This is a genomic window from Pseudomonas sp. MAG733B (assembly GCF_036884845.1).
In the GTDB taxonomy this organism is placed as follows: domain Bacteria; phylum Pseudomonadota; class Gammaproteobacteria; order Pseudomonadales; family Pseudomonadaceae; genus Aquipseudomonas.
Genome location: NZ_CP145732.1, coordinates 4204878 through 4223633, shown reverse-complemented (window position 1 = coordinate 4223633; position 18756 = coordinate 4204878). Strand labels below are relative to the sequence as shown.

The window sequence follows — 18756 nt, the reverse complement described above, 5'->3', positions numbered from 1 at the left end:
GGTTCAGGTATCGGTCGTTTATCCGAGGCGAACGAATAATTTTCAGCGATTGTGTGGAGTGCGTTATGCCGGATCTTGACTGCATCGAGCTCGAAGGCGCCATCCTGGCCTTGTCCATGGTGGGCGACCTGAGCATGGGGCAGCCCTTCGACCAGTCACGTCGCACCGCGCGGCTGGCACGGATGCTCGCGCAGTCCTGCAACGGGGCTGGCGATCATCTGGAGATCGCACGTCAGGTGGCGCTGTTGCGCTGGTCGGGGTGTACCGCCAACGCCGAGGGCTTCACGCGGTTGCTGGGCGATGATGTCGGCGGGCGTAACGCCATGCTGAGCCAGACACTGAATGCCGCCGGGCAACGGGCGATGCGCAAAACCACGCCCCTGGCGCAAATCCATTGCGAAGTGTCCGGGGATATCGCCCGTACGCTGGGCTTGAATGCAGCGGCTGAACACGGGCTGCGGCATGTATTCGAGCAGTTTGATGGCGAAGGCCGGCCGTTTGGGCTGCGACACCCCGAGGTGCCGGAGGTGGTGTATCAGGTGTTGCTGGCCGGCGATCTGGAAATCATGTCCCGGGTTCACGGTCTGGAGGCCGCGCTGGAGTGGATCACGACCCAGGCTGATCGTCGTTATCCGGCATCGCTGGCCGCCGAGATTTCGCGCCATGCCGAGGACTGGTTGCAACAACTGCGCACACCGCAAGCGTCTGCATCAGGCGCGACCGGCAATGGCGCGACAGTCTCGCTCACGCTGGTCAGTGACGTGATCGATCTCAAGCTGCCGTGGCTGGCGGGCTATTCGCGGCGTGCGTCGGAACTGGTGCGGGAGGCCGGCAAACTGTCGGGGCTCACAGAGTCATCGGTTGATCAGTTGGGCAAGGCCGCGCTGATTCACGGCATCGGCCGGGCTGCGGTGCCCAATCGAATCTGGAACACCCCAGGTGCATTGCTTGACGGTGATCTCGAACAGGTGCGGCTCGTGCCTTACTGGACACTGCGGGCCAGCACCCAGGTGCCTGAACTGGTCGCGCCGGGTCAACTGGCTGCCCACGCGTATGAACGCCTCGATGGCAGCGGCTATTTCCGCAGCCTGAACGGCGATGCCCTGCAAACCGAGCATTGCCTGTTGGCAGCGGCACTGGCCTGGCAAGCGCTGATCGCCGACCGACCGTGGCGGCCGGCACTCAGTGCGCAACAAGCAGAACAACTGTTGCTCGACGAAGCGGCACAGGGGCGTTTCGATTCGCGTGCCTGTCAGGCCGTCATGGCGGCGGCCCGGGGTGATAGCAGCGTTGCCCCCGGCAAGGCGAGCAGCGGCCCGCTGTCCGAGCGGGAGACGGAAATCCTGCGGCGTATCAGCATGGGCGGCAGCAACAAGGAGGTGGCGCGCCAGCTCGGCATCAGCCCAAGCACGGTGCGGACCCACGTCGAGAGCGTGTTCCGCAAACTGCAATGCACCACCCGTGCGGCGGCGACGCTCAAGGCACTGACGCTGGGGCTGATCTGAGTTTCACAGAGGAATTTGCGGCGTCGACAACACTTGACGCAATCCCATGAAAGAACGGATCTGCCGGACACCCGGCAGGTACAGCAACTGTTCTGCATGCAGGCGGTTGAAGCTCTGGCTGTCCTTGGTCCGCAGCAACATGAAGTAGTCGAATTCCCCAGTTACCACGTGGCACTCCATGCAGCCCGAGACTTTTTGCGCGGCGGCCTCGAAGGCGGCAAACGATTCCGGCGTGGAGCGGTCCAGCACCACGCCGATCAACACCACCATTCCCGCATCCAGCGCTTCGGGGTCGAGCAGGGCGACGATGCCCTTGATCAGGCCGGCCTGTTTGAGTCGGTCGACGCGCCGCAGGCAGGCCGGCGGACTCAGTTTCACTTTCTCCGCCAAGGCTACGTTAGAGATCGAAGCATCTCGCTGCAGGGCCTTGAGGATGGCGCGGTCGGTGCGATCAAGCTGCATCGGCTCTGCGGCTTTCTCGCTAGCTTTCTTATGGTTGTTTGTTGCGTTCATGGTCGCCTACACGCAATTAAGTAAAGTTCTGGTTTGATCAGCACAAATAATGCTTCATTTATTGGTTGAAACTTGCAACACAAATTTTCAGGTTTTTTCTTAAGATTGATTCATCGAAGCCCGCTGAAAGAGCTTGGATATCTCAACTTATAAGGAACAACGCCATGAACCTGAATCGCTTCAAACGTTATCCGCTGACCTTCGGTCCATCTCCCATCACGCCCCTCAAACGCCTCAGCGAACACCTGGGCGGCAAGGTGGAGTTGTATGCCAAACGTGAAGATTGCAACAGTGGCCTGGCCTTCGGCGGGAACAAGACACGCAAGCTCGAATACCTGATTCCCGAAGCCATCGATCAAGGCTGCGACACCCTGGTGTCGATCGGCGGCATCCAGTCCAACCAGACCCGCCAAGTCGCTGCGGTCGCCGCCCACCTGGGCATGAAGTGTGTGCTGGTGCAGGAAAACTGGGTGAACTACTCCGACGCCGTGTACGACCGCGTCGGCAACATCGAGATGTCGCGGATCATGGGCGCCGACGTGCGGCTGGATGCAGCAGGCTTCGACATCGGCATTCGACCTAGTTGGGAGAAAGCCATGAGCGATGTCGTCGAGGGTGGCGGCAAACCGTTTCCGATCCCCGCAGGTTGTTCCGAGCATCCCTACGGCGGCCTCGGGTTCGTCGGTTTCGCCGAAGAAGTACGGCAGCAGGAAAAGGAACTGGGCTTCAAGTTTGACTACATCGTGGTCTGCTCGGTGACCGGCAGCACCCAGGCCGGCATGGTCGTGGGATTCGCAGAGGACGGGCGTTCGAAGAACGTCATCGGCATCGATGCCTCGGCCAAACCGGAAAAAACCAAGGCGCAAATCCTGCGCATCGCCCGCCACACCGCCGAACTGGTGGATCTGGGGCGCGAAATCACCGAAGACGACGTGGTACTCGATACGCGCTTCGCCTATCCCGAATATGGCCTGCCCAACGAAGGGACACTGGAAGCGATCCGCCTGTGCGGCAGCCTCGAAGGGGTGCTCACTGATCCGGTGTACGAGGGCAAATCAATGCACGGCATGATCGAAATGGTCCGTCGCGGTGAATTCCCCGAAGGGTCGAAAGTGCTTTACGCCCACCTCGGTGGCGCTCCGGCGCTGAACGCCTACAGCTTCCTGTTTCGTAACGGCTGAACTTCTGTCGGAAGGTGAACAACCTGTGGGAGCGGGCTTGCTCGCGAAAGCGGTATGCCAGGCAACATCTCTGTCGACTGACACTCCCTCTTCGCGAGCAAGCCCGCTCCCACAGTGATTGCAGTGTTCTGATCCTTTTCGCCGGGAGTACCGCCATGCATGCGATATCGCAATCCGCAACCTGGATCAAAGAGCCTCTGGCGGATGTCGGGGTGGTCATCGTCACCAGCGCCGCGCTGCCCAAGTACATCATTGACCGGTTGCACGTGGCAATCGACGACTGGGATCAGGTCGCTTACCTGGTGGTGACGCAACCCAAGGTGTTGATGCACGACTGGTTGCAAGTCAGTTCCCAATCGATGGAGCAGGTTCCGGCCTCCACCTGTCAGGCCACTCGATTGTTGAGTGGCGTATCCAAAGGCTGTTTTTTACTGGATGTCGAGATCACCCCGATACCCGGCCTGACCTGGCTGGGTTCGGTGTGCGGCCACCCGCTGCGTGTGATCAATCCGGGAACGCCGGCGCTATCCGGCGCTGCGATGGATAAGCAGGTGGAGGCCATTTTATCGATGGCCCGGACGCTGGCCAAAAGCGTGTTGCAGGAGCGTTGCGCCCTCTAGAAATCCCGCTGCCCATTCAACGGCTGAATCAACTATTCAAACAAGAAAGACAACGCCTATGAACCGATCCACCGACTACCGACATCAAGCCATGAAATGGATGCGCGAGCCGTCCAGTTGCACGCGCATCGTGGTTATCGCGTCCGGACTTGATAGCGATCATATTGACTTGATGCATCATGGTTTCAGCTGTTTCGACAACATCGCCCTTATGCAGGTAGACAGGGCTGACACTGGACCCGAGAAGATCGTCGAGGTGCAAACAACCCGCAGTGACTACAGTTTTGTAGTGTTCGGTCAGCTTGATGAACGCTTGCTGCACGGCAAGCCCTGCGTCTACCACGTCACGCACGACACCTGGGCGGAGCGTTCCGTCATTGACGCAGTAGAACACGTCAAAAGCCTCGCCCGAGTCAGCCATTCACGCCATCTTGAAGCGTTACCCGACAGTTGCAGGAGATGCTCATGAACCCGTCCGATCATCACGCCCAACTGCCGGGCCAGGCCGCAGAAGACAGTGAGGAAATCGCCGAATGGCGTGACGCCTTGCTATCGGTCATCGCCCATGGCGGCACTGCCCAGGCCAGACAGATCCTCGACATGCTGGTGGCGGTGGCGAGCAGCGCGGACATCGGCTGGCGGCCCAGCCATGGCACGCCATACATCAACACCATCAGTGTCGAACGCCAACCGGTCTTCCCCGGGGACCTGGCCATCGAGGAACGCCTGGCGTCGATCATGCGCTGGAATGCCTTGGCCATGGTCGCCCGTGCCAACCACGCGTATGGCGAGTTGGGTGGCCACATCGCCAGTTATGCCAGCGCCGCCGATTTGTTCGAAGTGGGCTTCAACCATTTCTTCAACGCACGCACCGAAAGCAGCGGCGGTGACCTGGTGTTCTATCAACCGCATTCGGCACCGGGCGTCTATGCCCGCGCGTTTCTCGAAGGACGGCTCGACGAGCAGGACTTGCAGCACTATCGGCAGGAAATCGGCGCCCGCGCCAATGGTGCACGGGGCTTGTCGAGTTATCCGCACCCGTGGCTGATGCCGGACTTCTGGCAATTCCCGACCGGCTCCATGGGCATCGGCCCGATCAGTTCGATCTACCAGGCGCGATTCATGCGTTACCTGGACCACCGGGGCCTGCAAGACACCAAGGGTCGAACCGTATGGGGCGTGTTCGGCGACGGTGAAATGGACGAGCCGGAAAGCATGTCGGCGCTGACCCTGGCCGCGCGCGAAGGGTTGGACAATCTGGTGTGGGTGGTCAACTGCAACCTGCAACGGCTGGACGGGCCGGTGCGCGGCAATGGTCGCATCATCGACGAGCTGGAAGCGCTGTTCGGCGGCGCCGGGTGGAACGTGATCAAACTGGTCTGGGGTTCCGATTGGGACGGTCTGTTTGCACGGGATGCCGATGGTGCGCTGGTCAAGGCGTTGTCCAGCACCGTCGACGGTCAGTTCCAGACGTTCGCGGCAAAAGACGGGCGCTTCAACCGCGACCATTTCTTCGGCCAGAACGAGGCGTTGGCGCATCTGGCCCAAGGCTTGAGCGATGAGCAGATCGATCGCCTCAAGCGCGGCGGCCACGACATCGTGAAAATCCATGCGGCGTATCAAAGCGCGCTGCTCGAAGGCAAGAAACCCACGGTGATTCTGGCGCAGACCAAGAAGGGCTTCGGCATGGGTGACGCGGGGCAGGGCAAGATGACCGTGCACCAGCAGAAGAAACTCGACAAGGAAGCGTTGATCGCCTTCCGCAACCGTTTCAACTTGCCGCTGACCGACGAGCAGGCAGAATCCTTGAGCTTCTTCAAACCCGAAGAAGACAGCGCCGAAATGCGCTACCTGCATGAACGACGCCAGGCCTTGGGCGGCTACATGCCCGCACGGCCCACCACCAGCGAGTCATTGGCCGTCCCCGAGATCAACAGTTATGCCGGGTTCGCCATTGCCGCCGAAGGCAAGGAAATGTCCACCACCATGGCGTTCGTGCGCATGCTCAGTGGTTTGCTGCGGGACAAACAATTGGGGCCGCGCATCGTGCCGATCGTGGCGGATGAAGCGCGGACGTTCGGCATGGCCAGCCTGTTCAAGCAGATCGGGATCTATTCCAGCGTCGGCCAGCGCTATGAACCGGAAGACATCGGTTCGATCCTCAGCTACCGGGAAGCACTCGACGGCCAGATTCTGGAAGAGGGCATCAGCGAGGCCGGGGCGATCAGTTCCTGGGTCGCCGCCGCGACCAGTTACTCGGTGCATGGCCTGCCGATGTTGCCGTTCTACATCTATTACTCGATGTTCGGCTTCCAGCGCATCGGCGACCTGATCTGGGCGGCGGCGGATCAACGGGCCCGAGGCTTTCTGCTCGGGGCTACGGCAGGGCGCACGACATTGGGCGGGGAAGGGTTGCAGCATCAGGACGGCAACAGCCACCTGATGGCGGCGATGGTCCCCAACTGCCGCGCCTACGACCCGGCGTTCGCCGGTGAATTCGCGGTGATTCTCGATCACGGCATGCGTCAGATGCTGGAACGTCAGGTGGACGAGTTCTACTACGTCACCCTGATGAACGAAAACTACCCGCAACCCAACCTTCCTGACGGCGTCGAACAGGCGATCATCAAGGGCATGTACCTGTTTGCCCGGCATGAATTCGAGGATGCCCGTGGCCGCGTGCAATTGCTGGGTTCCGGCGCCATCCTGCGCGAAGTGATTGCCGCCGCCGAATTGCTGGCCAGCGACTGGAACATCGACAGCCAGGTATGGAGCGTCACCAGCTTCACCGAACTGGCCCGTGATGCCCGTGAAGTGGAGCGCTGGAATCGCCTGCATCCGCAGCAACCGGCGCGCCAGTGCCATGTGCAAGCGTCGCTCAACGACTCGGCGCCGATCATTGCCTGCACCGATTACGTGCGCGCCTTGCCGCAGTTGATCGGCAGTTATCTGGATGCCCGCTACACCGTGCTCGGCACCGACGGTTTTGGCCGCAGCGACACTCGCCACAGGCTGCGCGAGTTCTTCGAAGTGGATCGCCATCAGATCGTCTTGAGTGCGCTGACGGCACTGGTTAACGAGGGAACTCTGGACGCGAGCGTGTGTGCCGAGGCTATCGCCAGGTACGCCATTGACGTTGACGGCGTGGCGCCTTGGGAAGCCTGAAACCGGGCTTGGTGTGAGTCGAATTTTCAGGAAGTGTTTATGAAGAATGTGCGTGAAATTCGTCTGCCCGATATCGGGGACGCCAGGGATGTGGGCGTTATAGAAATCCTCGCCAAGGCGGGCGACACCGTGGTCGAAGGACAGACCCTGATCATTGTCGAGACCGACAAGGCGTCCATGGAAATTCCATCGCCCCATGGGGGTGTGTTGCAGTCATTGTCGGTCAGGCTGGACGACAAGATCAGCGAAGGCTCGGCGATCGCCAGTATCGAGGTTGATCAGCCAGCGGCACAGCCTGTTGTCGAACCCGCTGATATTCCTGATGAGCCTGTGGTTGCGGCACCATTCGAGATTGTTGTCTCAACAACGGACTTGCCCTTGGCATCGCCCTCGGTGCGCAAGTTCTCTCGGGAACTGGGTGTGGCGCTGCAAAGCATCCGAGGGACCGGGCTGCGCAATCGCATCACCAAGGCTGACGTGTTGGCCCATGTAAAAGCTGCGCTGAGTGCTTTGCCTCAAACCGCCACGGCAACTCAACCCTTGGGTGGCTTGCTGCCGTGGCCGGTGGTCGACTTCGCCAAATTCGGGCCAGTTGAGAGCAAGGCGTTGTCGAGGATCAGGAAAATAAGCGGCGCCAACCTGCATCGCAATTGGGTGATGATCCCTCACGTCACCAATCACGACGATGCCGATATCACCCAGCTCGAACAATTCCGCGTTCGGGTGAACAAGGAAAACGCCTCGGCCGGGGTGAAGATCACGTTGCTCGCGTTGCTGATGAAAGCCTGTGCAGCGGCGCTGAAGCAATTCCCCGAGTTCAATGCCAGCCTCAACGGCGATGAACTGGTGCTCAAGGGTTACGTGCACATCGGTTTCGCCGCCGATACGCCGCAAGGGCTGGTGGTGCCGGTGATCAGGGATGTCGACCGCAAAGGCATTCGGGCGATTGCAACGGAGATGTCGGAACTGGCGGCCAAGGCGCGGGAAGGAAAGTTGAGCGCTGCCGAAATGAGTGGTGGCTGCTTTTCCATTTCATCGTTGGGCGGTATCGGCGGTACCTACTTCACACCGATCATCAATGCACCGGAAGTGGCGATTCTGGGCGTGGGCAAGAGTGTCGAACGACTTGCCCTGGAGCGGGGCGAAGTGGTCACGCGCAACATGCTGCCACTAAGCCTGAGTTGGGATCATCGGGTCATCGATGGCGCGGTGGCGGGGCGTTTCAATGCTTATCTGACGGGGGTGTTGGCGGATTACCGGCGGCTCGTTTTGTAGCCGTCACGTGCCACGCTGCTATAGCAGCGGGCACCGTGGTTCAGTGGTCAGGCGCGGCGGATGTCGACCCACACCGGGCCGTCGGGATACTGGTAACGTTCCAGGGTTTCGGCGGTCATTTCGATGCTGTAGCCAGGACGCTGCGGCGGCATGTAGCGGCCACGGTGGATCACCACCGGATCGAGGAAGTGTTCGTGCAGGTGGTCGACGTATTCCAGAACACGGTTGTGCAGCGAGGCCGAGACGGCGATGTAGTCGAACAGGGCGATGTTCTGCACGTACTCGCACAACCCGACACCACCGCCATGGGGGCAGACCGGCACGTCGAACTTGGCGGCCATCAGCAGCACGATCAGCACCTCGTTGAGACCGCCCAGGCGCGCCGCGTCCAGCTGGCAGAAATCCACTGCGCCGGCCTGGAACATCTGCTTGAACATCACCCGGTTGTGGCAATGCTCGCCGGTGGCGACGCCGATCGGTGCGATGCGCTGGCGAATGCTGGCATGGCCGAGAATGTCGTCGGGGCTGGTCGGCTCCTCGATCCACAGCGGTTCGAACGCGGCGAGGCGGCGCATGTTGGCGACCGATTCATCGACGTCCCAGACCTGATTGGCGTCCATCATCAGCGTCCGTTCCCAGCCGATTTCTTCACGCAGAATCGTGGCGCGACGGATGTCGTCTTCGAGATTCGCGCCGATTTTCTGCTTGATGTGCGTCCAGCCATCCTCGACCGCTTCGCGGGCCAATTGACGCATTTTTTCTTCGCTATAGCCGAGCCAGCCTGGCGCGGTGGTGTAGCCGGGATAGCCTTCGCGCAGCATGTGCGCCTCACGCTGGGCCTTGCCCGGCACTTGGCGGCGCAGCAGGGCGATGGCTTCTTCAGGGGTGAGCACGTCGGTGACGTAACTGAAGTCCAGGCAGCGCACCAATTGTTCCGGCGTCATGTCGGCCAGCAATTTCCACACCGGTTTGCCTTCGTGCTTGGCCCACAGGTCCCAGACGGCGTTGACGATCGCCGCGGTGGCGAGGTGGATCACGCCTTTTTCCGGGCCCAGCCAGCGCAGTTGACTGTCGCCCACGGTGATGTTGTGCCAGAAAGCGCCCATGTCGGCGACGATCTCTTCCAGCGACAAACCGACCACCATCGGCGCGAGCGATTGCACCGCGGCCACGCAGATTTCATTGCCACGGCCGATGGTGAAGGTCAGACCGTGGCCTTCAAGGTTGGCCGGGGCGTCGGTGTGCAACACGACGTAGGACGCGGAGTAATCCGGTGCGCTGTTCATCGCATCGGAGCCGTCCAGGGACAGGGAAGTGGGGAAGCGGATGTCGCGAACGCTCAGATGGGTGATTCGAATAGGCATGGCGGGCTCTTGTTCTTGAAGACCATTTGGAGAACCGACTGTAGGTCGACGAGCGATATGTGCATAATCGCGATTTCCTAAGCAGGGATACCGGATTTGATATGTCATCCAATCCAGAAGGCGCCACGCTCACGCCGAATAATTTCGGCACCCTGAAAATTTCCAGCCGGCAGATCACCTTGCTTCATGCCTTGGGTGAGTTCGGCAACCTGCGCCGCGCAGCCGCGGCGATGCACACCACGCAACCTGCCGCCAGCTTGCTGTTGCAGCAACTGGAAGAGCGTCTTGGAGTGCGTCTGTTCGAGCGCTTGCCGCGCGGCATGCAGCCAACCTTGTATGGCGAAGTGATGATCCGCTACGCCCAGGGCGCGCTGCATGAGTTCGAGCATGCCCAGGCGCGGATCGCGGAACTGGCACGTGGGGCTGCGGGGCTGGTGCGCATCGGCAGTGTGATGGGACCGGTGCCCCGACTGCTGACAAAAGCGGTGCTGGCGTACAAGCGCGATTACCCCAAGGTGCGCATTTCGATTGAGGTCGGTACCAGCGATACCTTGCTACCGGCCTTGCTGCGCGGTGATTTCGATGTGGTGTTGGGGCGCTTGCCGGACCAGAGCGACAGTCAGGATCTGGATATCGAGCTGTTCGATCAGGGTGAACAGATGCGCGTGATCGCCCGGGCTGGTCATCCGTTGGCGGGATCTTCGCCATTGCAGTTGGCCGACTTGATCACATTGACCTGGATCCTGCATCCCATCGGCAGCCCCATGCGTCGGCGGGTGGAAAGTGCCCTGAAGGCCGGCGGTATGGTGCAGGCGCTGGACATTGTCGAGACCGCTTCGATCCTGGCGACCACGGCGATGCTCGAGGCGTCGGACATGATCGCGGTGGTGCCCAATGATGTGGCCGAGCATTATGCGCGCTATGGGATGGTCACGGTTTTGCCGGTGGAGTTGCCGATTTCCATGGTCAACATTGGTTTGCTGACGTTGCGGTCTCGGCCTAGACCACTGGTTTTGGATAGGCTGCTCGAGTATTTCAGGGAGCAATAACATGCCGTCAGATATCACCCATTCCAGCTTCTGCAACTGGGTGCGCTTCAAGCACCTGGTGCTGATCGACACCCTGGCGCGCACGCGCAACATGCACGCCACCGCCATCCGGATGAATCTCAGTCAGCCAGCCTTGAGCAAGATGCTGCGTGATCTGGAGGAGCAGTTCGGCTTTGCCCTGTTCGAGCGTCTGCCGCGCAGCATGCCGCCGACGGAGCTGGGCGAGCATGTGGTGCGGTATGCCCAGGGTGCGTTGGCCGATTCACACAAGTTTGTAGATCAGGTCAATCGGCTGCGCAAGGGCGGGCATGGTTTTCTCAAGGTGGGCGGGATTTTTGCGGCGACCTCGGTGGTGCTGCCCCAGGCCATCGCCGCGATCAAGGCGCGCAGTCCTTTGCTGTCGATCGAAGTAGTGGAGCAGTCCAGCGACCATCTGCTGGCCATGCTTGAGCAAAACAAGCTGGACCTGATGATCGGCCGCTTCACCGAAGAGCGTTACAGCCAGGTCTTCGATTTCCAGCCTTTGGAGCCCGAGCCCTTCAGCCTGGTGGTCAACAGCAGTCATCCGCTCAATGAGCTGGACTTCACGCCGCTGGAAGCGCTCGGCGAGTGGCCGTGGGTGCTGTATCCGGTCGGTACGCCGATTCGCGATCGCCTGGAGTTGGCGTTCAAGGCCGCAGGCATCACATCGCCGGCGGACAGCGTCAATACCATCTCCATGCAGATGTTCCTGCAACTGCTGCACTCCGGACCGATGATCGCCATGTTGCCCCGATCGATGGTGGCGGCGCAGCTGGACAGTGGCCAGTTCAAGGAGCTGAAGACCCCATTGCATCTGGCACCGCTGGAGTACGGGATCATTACCCGAAAGGACGAGCCGCTCACCGGTTCGGCCCGGGAATTCGCCGACATCCTGCTCGATTTCGCGCGTCAACGGCAGGAGGCAGAATCGGCGAGCGATTGATTAGTGTCGCTCAATAAGCCAATCCGATAACGTCAGGTTATCGATTGATCGGATCATCTCATTGGGAATGTTGGGGCTGGCTCCCTACAGTTATCGCAGATTCGCCCGTCACGAAACGGGCGACGCCATAACAAGAAGTCAGCCGTACTGCCCTGAGAGGTCCCATGCAACTGATTGCCAGAACCCGGACCGGCGACTCTGCCGTGATCCGCCTCAATCCCCTGGACAACGTATCGATTGCACGGCAGGTCTTGCCTGAAGGCCTGGTCCTGGAAGCCGAAGCGATCACCGTGCGTCAGCCGATTCCCTCCGGGCACAAAGTCGCCACTCAGCGGGTAGAGCAGGGCCAGCCCCTGCGTCGTTACGGCCAAATCATCGGGTTTGCTTCGCAGGTCATCGAGGCCGGCGAGCATGTGCATGTGCACAATGTGGAGATGGGCGATTTTGCCCGTGACTACGCCTTCGGCGTCGATGCCCACGCCACGCCCAGTACCGAAGCCCTGTTCCAGGGCATCGTGCGTGCCGATGGCCGCGTGGCGACCCGCAACTATGTCGGCATTCTCACCTCGGTGAACTGCTCGGCGACCGTGGCCCGGGCCGTGGCGGACTACTTTCGTCGGGACATCCATCCTGAAGCGCTGGCGGCTTTTCCGAACATCGACGGCGTCGTGGCGCTGACCCACGGCGCCGGTTGCGCAGTCGACCCGAGCGGCGAAGCCCTGGGGCTGCTGCGTCGCACGCTCGGTGGTTACGCCGTGCACCCTAATTTCGCTGCCGTGCTGATCATCGGCCTGGGTTGTGAAACCAACCAGATCGAGAGCCTGCTCGAGACGCAAGGGCTCACCGCCAGCGACCAGTTGCGCGCGTTCACCATTCAAGGCATCGGCGGCACGTCGAAGACCATCGCCAGTGGCATCGAGCAGGTCAAGGCATTGCTGCCTCAGGCCAATCAGGTGAAACGTGAGTCAGTCAGCGCTCGCCACTTGATTGTCGGCTTGCAATGCGGCGGCTCGGACGGTTACTCGGGCATCACCGCCAACCCGGCGCTGGGCAATGCCGTTGACCGTTTGGTAGCGGCCGGTGGCACCGCGATTCTTTCAGAAACCCCGGAAATCTATGGCGCCGAACACTTGCTGACGCGCCGTGCCGTGAGCCGCGAGGTGGGGGAAAAACTCATCGCGCGCATCCATTGGTGGGAAGACTACTGCCAGCGCATGAACGCCGAACTGAACAACAACCCTTCGGCCGGCAACAAGGCCGGTGGCCTGACCACGATTCTGGAGAAGTCCCTGGGCGCGGTGGCCAAGGCCGGTTCCAGCAATCTGGTGGATGTCTACCAATACGCAGAAGCGGTCCGGGCCAAGGGGCTGGTGTTCATGGATACGCCGGGCTATGACCCGGTCTCGGCCACAGGGCAAGTCGCCGGTGGCGCCAACCTTATCGCCTTCACCACCGGCAGAGGCTCTGCCTACGGCTGCGCGCCGGCACCGTCGATCAAGTTGGCAACCAACAACCGGGTGTTCGAACACCAGGAAGAAGACATGGACGTGAACTGCGGCGGCATCGCCGACGGTTCCACCAGCATTGAAGAGCGCGGCGCGTACATCTTCGAACAGATGCTGCGCATCGCTTCAGGCGAGCGCAGCAAGAGCGAACAGCACGGTTATGGGCAGAACGAGTTCGTGCCCTGGCAGATCGGTGCCGTGACCTGATTGACAGCCCTGCAACCTCCACAAGGCGAAAAGCACATGCAAGTTTCCGGATTCAACTTTATCGCGGGCCAACGTAGCGCCCTGGGCGACACTCTGGTTTATAGCGTCGACGCTCACACCGGCGAACAACTGCCCGGCGCATTCCATCAGGCGACTCTGGCCGAGGTCGATACAGCGGTGACGGCTGCCAGTGCGGCGTTCCCGTTGTTTCGCAACTTGCCCGCAGTACGCCGGGCCGAATTCCTTGAAGCCATCGCCGATGAACTCGACGATCTGGGCGAGGACTTCATCGCATTCACCTGCCGCGAGACCGCTCTGCCGAGCGCCCGCATTCAGGGTGAACGCGGCCGTACCAGCGGCCAGATGCGCTTGTTTGCGCAAGTCCTGCGCCGTGGCGATTTCTATGGCGCACGCATCGATCAGGCGCTGCCGGAGCGCACTCCGTTGCCGCGTCCTGACTTGCGTCAGTACCGCATCGGTGTCGGCCCGGTGGCGGTCTTCGGTGCCAGCAACTTTCCGCTGGCGTTCTCCACGGCTGGCGGTGACACCGCCGCCGCTCTGGCCGCCGGTTGCCCTGTTGTGTTCAAGGCCCACAGCGGCCACATGGCCACGGCCGAACGTGTGGCCGAAGCGCTGATCCGCGCTGCCGAACGCACCGGCATGCCGGCCGGCGTGTTCAACATGATCTTCGGAGCTGGCGTCGGCGAGGCACTGGTCAAACACCCTGGTATTCAGGCCGTGGGCTTTACCGGCTCGCTGAAGGGCGGTCGTGCCCTGTGCGATATGGCGGCGGCAAGGCCACAACCGATCCCGGTGTTCGCCGAGATGTCGAGCATCAACCCGGTGCTGGTCTTGCCACAAGCCCTGGCCAACCGCAGCGCGTTGATTGCCAAGGAACTGAGCGCTTCGGTGGTGCAGGGCTGTGGCCAGTTCTGCACTAACCCCGGCCTGGTCGTCGGCATTCGCTCGCCGGCGTTCAGCGCTTTCATCGAGCAACTGACCGGGCACATGGCCGCGCAGGCGCCGCAAACCATGCTCAATGCCGGCACCTTGAACAGCTACGGCAAAGGCTTGCAGGCGTTGTTGGCTCACCCGGGCATCAGGCACTTGAGTGGCCTGGCGCAGAAGGGCAACCAGGCGCAGCCGCAATTGTTCGAGGCCGATATCAGCCTGCTGTTGGAAAACGATGAACTGCTACAGGAAGAGGTCTTCGGCCCTTGCACGGTACTGGTTCAAGTGGCGGACAAGGCTGAACTGTTGCGCGCGGTCGGCGCCTTGCGCGGCCAGCTCACGGCCACGTTGCTGGCCGACAACGACGACCTGACGGCCTTCGGTGAAGTGTTCGGTGCGCTGGAAGTGAAGGTCGGTCGAGTGCTGCTCAATGGCTACCCGACCGGCGTTGAAGTGTGCGATGCGATGGTCCATGGCGGCCCGTACCCGGCCACGTCCGATAGCCGCGGCACGTCGGTCGGCACCCTGGCGATCGATCGTTTCCTGCGTCCGGTGTGCTACCAGAACGTGCCCGACGCGTTGCTGCCCGATGCCCTGAAAAACGCCAACCCGCTGGGCATCCAACGGCTGGTCGATGGCAAGCACAGCACAGCGGTGGCGAACTGAATACGGAGCAGCAAGCATGACGGAAGCAAAACGCTACGACGTACAAACGCTGACCGCGTTCGTCGAGCAACTGTTCGAAAAGGCCGGGGCCGATGCCGAGGTCGCCCAAGTGGTGACCCGGGTGCTGCTCGAAGGTGAGCTGCTGGGCCATCGCACCCACGGCCTCAACCTGGTGAGCCGCTATCTCGGCGGCGTGCTCAGCGGGCAGGTCAAGGCCAGTGCCGGGTTACTGGAACAGGTCTCCGACAGCGGCATTTCGGCGCTGTTCGATGGCCACTATGTGCTCGGCCCGTATTGCGTCAGTCGCGCCCTGGACTGCGCGGCCAAGGGCGCCATGGCGCAGGGAATCGGTATCGCCGTGGTGCGCCGCGCTTCGCACATCGGTTGCCTCGCCGCCTATCTGAAGCCCTTTACCGACCGTGGCCTGGTGGCCATGGTGTATTCCTCGGACCCGTCGGTTGGTTTGGTCTGCGCCCATGGCGGGATCGACCCGATCTACACGCCCAACCCGATTGCCGCAGGCATCCCGACCCGGGGCGAGCCAATCCTGCTGGATGTGAGCATGTCCACCGTCACCCTGGGATTGATCGGCCAATGCCGCGATGCCGGCAGCACGCTGCCGCACCCGGTGTTGATGAGCAACGAAGGCCAGTTGAGCGACAACCCGACTGATTTCTTCACCACCCCACCGGGCAGCATCTTGCCGCTGGGTGGCCAGGCCTTCGGCCATAAAGGCTTTGCCCTGGCCATTCTGGTCGAGGCCCTGACCTCGGGGCTGGCCGGTCATGGCCGCAAGGACGGCCCGGACCAATGGGGCGCATCGGCGACGGCCGTGGTGATTGATCCGCGTTTCTTCGGCGGGCTGGATGCCTTCACCGACGAGAGTTCGTTCCTGAGCAAGCTGATCCTGGCCAGCCGCCCGGTGGACCCCGAGCGCCCGGTGCGTTTGCCGGGTCAGGCCGGGTTGAAGCTGCGTGAGCAAGCCCTGCGCGAAGGGGTGAGCCTGTCGCAGAAAGTGATCGACGACCTCAACCAGAGCGCCGCGCAGTTGCAGCTGCCAGCTCTTTCCTGACACCCCGCGGTGTTCTCAGGTTTTTCGCGAGCAGGCTCGCTCCTACATACACAACAAGAGTGCAGAAATGACAAACGATTCGAGAGCACAAGCACCGCTGCCGCTGAGCAACAACGCCGCCGTCTTCAACACCGGCAGCTGGGTCGGGCGTGTCTGGCTGCCCGGCCAGGGACCGGCCGTGGTGCTGGTCAAGGCGGGCGCCGTGCACGATGTCAGCGCCCATGTCGCGACCGTCTCGGCCTTGCTTGAAGTGGCAGACCCGGTGGCGTATCTGCGTGCGTTGCCCTTGGCCGAGGCCTTGATCGAGTTGCCGGCGTTGCTGGACAACAGCGACCCGAGTCGCCGCGACGAAAGCTTGCCATGGCTGCTGGCGCCGATTGACTTGCAGGCAGTCAAGGCTGCTGGCGTGACGTTCGCCGCCAGTCTGCTGGAGCGGGTGGTGGAAGAGCAGGCCAAGGGTGACCCGGCCAAGGCTGACGCGATTCGCGACACCCTGGCCAGCCGCATTGGCGCCGACCTTTCGCAAATCGTCCCGGGCTCGGCCCAGGCTGAAGCCTTGCGCAAAGTGCTGGTGGAGCAGGGCTTGTGGTCGCAGTATCTGGAAGTGGGCATCGGCCCGGATGCCGAAATCTTCACCAAGGCCCAGCCGCTGTCGTCCGTCGGCCATGGCGCAGACATTGGCATTCACCCCAAGTCGAGCTGGAACAACCCGGAACCGGAAGTGGTGCTGGCGGTATCGAGCAACGGCACCATTCAGGGCGCCATGCTCGGCAACGACGTCAACCTGCGTGACTTCGAAGGGCGCAGTGCCCTGTTGCTGGGCAAAGCCAAGGACAACAACGCGTCGACCTCGCTGGGTCCGTTGCTGCGCCTGTTCGACGAAACCTTCAACCTGGATGACGTACGTAACGCGCAAGTGGATTTGCGCGTCGAAGGCCAGGACGGTTTCATCCTTGAGGGCCGCAGCTCCATGAGCCAGATCAGCCGCGACCCGCTCGACCTGGTTCAGCAGACGCTCAACGAAAACCATCAATATCCTGACGGCCTGGTGCTGTTTCTCGGTACCTTGTTCGCCCCCAAGCAGGATCGCGATCAACCGGGCAACGGTTTCACCCACAAATTGGGCGATGTGGTGGTAATCAGCAACCCGCAATTGGGCAGCCTGAGCAACCGCGTGACCACCAGCGACCACGCGCCGCAATGGGACTTCGGCCTGCGCTCGCTGATCGACAGTCTGAGCCGGCGCGGCCTGCTTGAGGCAGCGGTGACGGCGCGCCAACCCTGATTTTTGTCGGCTCCCACGGATGAGTGTGTCACCGGTTGATGGATCGCACCGGTATTGCAACCGCTGAAACAACAATAATAAAGGCCATCAGATGAACTCACTGAAGAAGTATCAAAGCATCACGGTTGTCTTCCTGCTACTGATTGGCATCGTCAATTATCTGGACCGCAGTGCGCTGTCGATTGCCAACACCTCGATCCAGAAGGACATGATGATCAGCCCTTCGCAAATGGGCATTCTGTTGTCGGCTTTCTCCATCGCCTACGCGTTTGCGCAGTTGCCGATGGGCCTGATCATCGACCGCTTGGGCAGCAAGATTGCACTGGGCGCGTCGTTGCTGGCCTGGTCGGTGGCGCAGTCGACGTTCGGCATGGTCAACAGCTTCGCCGGCTTCATGGGCCTGCGCGTGCTGCTGGGGATTGGCGAGGCTCCGATGTTTCCTTCGGCGGCCAAAGCCTTGTCCGAATGGTTCGATGCCAACGAGCGCGGCACACCGACCGGGATCGTCTGGTCGTCGACTTGCCTGGGCCCATGCCTGGCGCCGCCGTTGCTGACGCTGTTCATGGTCAACTTCGGCTGGCGCGGAATGTTCATCATCACCGGCGCCATCGGTATCGTCCTGGCCTTGTGCTGGCTGACCTTCTACAAGAGCAAGGCGCAGTACCTGGCCGAACTCGCGGCTGAAGGCAAACCGTTGCCGACCGAGAAAAAAGCTCAGGTGCAAGCCGTCGATTCGCAGGCACCGAAGGTCTCGTACTTTGCCGGCTGGCTCGACCTGTTCAAACACCGCAGCACCTGGGGCGCGGTACTGGGCTTCATGGGTGTGATCTACATGCTGTGGCTGCACCTGACCTGGTTGCCGGGTTACTTCGAACGCGAGCACGGCATGAACCTGTACAAGACCGCGTGGCTGGTGTCGCTGGCCTATGGTTTCGGCGCGGTGGGCACTATCGTCGCCGGGCGTTTCTGCGACATGTTGGTCCGCCGTGGCATGAGCATCCTCGCCAGCCGCAAGTTCGGCGTGATCACCGGCCTGGTACTGGCCGCGCTGTTCACCTTGCCGCTGTCGTTTGTCACCGGCCTGACCGGTTGCATCATCCTGCTGTGCCTCGCGCTGTTCAGCATCAACATGGCCAGTGCCACTGCATGGATGATCGTCAACACCATCGTCGATAGCCGCCGTGTCGCCTCGTTCGGTTCGATCCAGAACTTCGGCGGCTACATCGCGGGCTCCGTCGCGCCAATCGTCACCGGTTTCAGCATCCAGTACTCGGGCTCGTTCAACACCGCGTTCATGATCAGTGCTGTGGTGGCGCTGTGCTCGGCGCTGGCGTACTACCTGTTGCTCAACGCACCGATCGGCAGTGCCGAGCCTGCTCCTGAGCACATTGTGGGGGTGACTGAGTAAGAGGTCTCGGCCACCAACTCCCGAAG

At 61.5% G+C, this 18756-nt stretch carries 15 protein-coding genes; 13 read left to right on the top strand and 2 right to left on the bottom strand.

Annotation, left to right across the window (positions count from 1 at the left end; all coding sequences use genetic code 11):
• Nucleotides 1-65 precede the first annotated feature (65 nt).
• On the top strand, nt 66-1505 hold the full coding sequence (locus V6Z53_RS19280) for an HD domain-containing phosphohydrolase (protein WP_338581208.1): 1440 nt from the start codon (nt 66-68) through the stop codon (nt 1503-1505).
• A 3-nt stretch (nt 1506-1508) separates the two neighbouring features.
• On the opposite strand, the gene V6Z53_RS19275 is transcribed toward V6Z53_RS19280, so the two are convergent.
• Nucleotides 1509-2018 carry an Lrp/AsnC family transcriptional regulator gene (locus V6Z53_RS19275; protein WP_338581207.1) on the bottom strand — a complete coding sequence of 170 codons (510 nt, stop codon included), beginning with the start codon at nt 2016-2018 and terminating at the stop codon, nt 1509-1511.
• A gap of 164 nt (nt 2019-2182) precedes the next feature.
• On the opposite strand from V6Z53_RS19275, the gene V6Z53_RS19270 reads away from it, so the two are divergent.
• The 5 genes from V6Z53_RS19270 to V6Z53_RS19250 all read left to right on the top strand — a co-directional run bounded on the left by V6Z53_RS19270 (nt 2183) and on the right by V6Z53_RS19250 (nt 8259).
• Complete coding sequence (locus V6Z53_RS19270) at nt 2183-3199, top strand: 1-aminocyclopropane-1-carboxylate deaminase (RefSeq protein ID WP_338581206.1); 1017 nt, start codon at nt 2183-2185, stop codon at nt 3197-3199.
• A gap of 155 nt (nt 3200-3354) precedes the next feature.
• The gene (locus V6Z53_RS19265) at nt 3355-3819 is read left to right on the top strand and encodes a transketolase (RefSeq protein WP_338581205.1); all 465 of its coding nucleotides are present in this window, start codon (nt 3355-3357) and stop codon (nt 3817-3819) included.
• Between the two features lie 58 nt (nt 3820-3877).
• Nucleotides 3878-4288: a hypothetical protein gene (locus V6Z53_RS19260; protein ID WP_338581204.1), complete on the top strand. Its 411-nt coding sequence runs from the start codon at nt 3878-3880 to the stop codon at nt 4286-4288.
• Nucleotides 4285-6984 carry an alpha-ketoglutarate dehydrogenase gene (mdeB, locus tag V6Z53_RS19255; protein WP_338581203.1) on the top strand — a complete coding sequence of 900 codons (2700 nt, stop codon included), beginning with the start codon at nt 4285-4287 and terminating at the stop codon, nt 6982-6984. Before V6Z53_RS19260 ends, mdeB begins: the two co-directional genes overlap by 4 nt.
• Nucleotides 6985-7023: 39 nt before the next feature.
• Nucleotides 7024-8259, top strand: coding sequence for a dihydrolipoyllysine-residue acetyltransferase (locus tag V6Z53_RS19250; RefSeq protein WP_338581202.1), 1236 nt, complete (start codon nt 7024-7026; stop codon nt 8257-8259).
• Nucleotides 8260-8306: 47 nt separating this feature from the next.
• Here V6Z53_RS19250 and V6Z53_RS19245 read toward each other — a convergent pair whose 3' ends face one another.
• Nucleotides 8307-9623 carry an L-fuconate dehydratase gene (locus V6Z53_RS19245; protein WP_338581201.1) on the bottom strand — a complete coding sequence of 439 codons (1317 nt, stop codon included), beginning with the start codon at nt 9621-9623 and terminating at the stop codon, nt 8307-8309.
• 101 nt (nt 9624-9724) lie between these two features.
• Here V6Z53_RS19245 and V6Z53_RS19240 point away from each other — a divergent pair, with 101 nt between their 5' ends.
• The 7 genes from V6Z53_RS19240 to V6Z53_RS19210 all read left to right on the top strand — a co-directional run bounded on the left by V6Z53_RS19240 (nt 9725) and on the right by V6Z53_RS19210 (nt 18730).
• Nucleotides 9725-10672 (top strand): LysR family transcriptional regulator, encoded by a 948-nt coding sequence (locus V6Z53_RS19240; protein ID WP_338581200.1) that lies wholly within the window; start codon nt 9725-9727, stop codon nt 10670-10672.
• Nucleotide 10673: 1 nt separating this feature from the next.
• Nucleotides 10674-11636, top strand: a complete 963-nt coding sequence (locus V6Z53_RS19235; RefSeq protein WP_338581199.1) for a LysR family transcriptional regulator — start codon at nt 10674-10676, stop codon at nt 11634-11636.
• A 164-nt stretch (nt 11637-11800) separates the two neighbouring features.
• Nucleotides 11801-13348 carry an altronate dehydratase family protein gene (locus V6Z53_RS19230; RefSeq protein ID WP_338581197.1) on the top strand — a complete coding sequence of 516 codons (1548 nt, stop codon included), beginning with the start codon at nt 11801-11803 and terminating at the stop codon, nt 13346-13348.
• A gap of 36 nt (nt 13349-13384) precedes the next feature.
• Nucleotides 13385-14965, top strand: a complete 1581-nt coding sequence (locus V6Z53_RS19225) for an aldehyde dehydrogenase (NADP(+)) (RefSeq protein WP_338581196.1) — start codon at nt 13385-13387, stop codon at nt 14963-14965.
• Between the two features lie 16 nt (nt 14966-14981).
• Entirely contained in the window at nt 14982-16037 is a 1056-nt protein-coding gene (locus V6Z53_RS19220) for an Ldh family oxidoreductase (RefSeq protein WP_338581194.1), read from the top strand.
• A 67-nt stretch (nt 16038-16104) separates the two neighbouring features.
• Entirely contained in the window at nt 16105-17322 is a 1218-nt protein-coding gene (locus V6Z53_RS19215) for a fumarylacetoacetate hydrolase family protein (protein ID WP_338581192.1), read from the top strand.
• 91 nt (nt 17323-17413) lie between these two features.
• A complete protein-coding gene (locus V6Z53_RS19210) occupies nt 17414-18730 on the top strand; it encodes an MFS transporter (RefSeq protein WP_338581191.1) in 1317 nt (438 codons plus the stop codon).
• Nucleotides 18731-18756 lie beyond the last annotated feature (26 nt).

What these genes read in the sequence shown, in the direction of transcription:
- V6Z53_RS19280 (WP_338581208.1), top strand. Translation starts at nt 66, where the DNA reads ATGCCGGATCTTGACTGCATCGAGCTCGAAGGCGCCATCCTGGCCTTG.
- V6Z53_RS19275 (WP_338581207.1), bottom strand. Translation starts at nt 2,018, where the DNA reads ATGAACGCAACAAACAACCATAAGAAAGCTAGCGAGAAAGCCGCAGAG.
- V6Z53_RS19270 (WP_338581206.1), top strand. Translation starts at nt 2,183, where the DNA reads ATGAACCTGAATCGCTTCAAACGTTATCCGCTGACCTTCGGTCCATCT.
- V6Z53_RS19265 (WP_338581205.1), top strand. Translation starts at nt 3,355, where the DNA reads ATGCATGCGATATCGCAATCCGCAACCTGGATCAAAGAGCCTCTGGCG.
- V6Z53_RS19260 (WP_338581204.1), top strand. Translation starts at nt 3,878, where the DNA reads ATGAACCGATCCACCGACTACCGACATCAAGCCATGAAATGGATGCGC.
- mdeB (WP_338581203.1), top strand. Translation starts at nt 4,285, where the DNA reads ATGAACCCGTCCGATCATCACGCCCAACTGCCGGGCCAGGCCGCAGAA.
- V6Z53_RS19250 (WP_338581202.1), top strand. Translation starts at nt 7,024, where the DNA reads ATGAAGAATGTGCGTGAAATTCGTCTGCCCGATATCGGGGACGCCAGG.
- V6Z53_RS19245 (WP_338581201.1), bottom strand. Translation starts at nt 9,623, where the DNA reads ATGCCTATTCGAATCACCCATCTGAGCGTTCGCGACATCCGCTTCCCC.
- V6Z53_RS19240 (WP_338581200.1), top strand. Translation starts at nt 9,725, where the DNA reads ATGTCATCCAATCCAGAAGGCGCCACGCTCACGCCGAATAATTTCGGC.
- V6Z53_RS19235 (WP_338581199.1), top strand. Translation starts at nt 10,674, where the DNA reads ATGCCGTCAGATATCACCCATTCCAGCTTCTGCAACTGGGTGCGCTTC.
- V6Z53_RS19230 (WP_338581197.1), top strand. Translation starts at nt 11,801, where the DNA reads ATGCAACTGATTGCCAGAACCCGGACCGGCGACTCTGCCGTGATCCGC.
- V6Z53_RS19225 (WP_338581196.1), top strand. Translation starts at nt 13,385, where the DNA reads ATGCAAGTTTCCGGATTCAACTTTATCGCGGGCCAACGTAGCGCCCTG.
- V6Z53_RS19220 (WP_338581194.1), top strand. Translation starts at nt 14,982, where the DNA reads ATGACGGAAGCAAAACGCTACGACGTACAAACGCTGACCGCGTTCGTC.
- V6Z53_RS19215 (WP_338581192.1), top strand. Translation starts at nt 16,105, where the DNA reads ATGACAAACGATTCGAGAGCACAAGCACCGCTGCCGCTGAGCAACAAC.
- V6Z53_RS19210 (WP_338581191.1), top strand. Translation starts at nt 17,414, where the DNA reads ATGAACTCACTGAAGAAGTATCAAAGCATCACGGTTGTCTTCCTGCTA.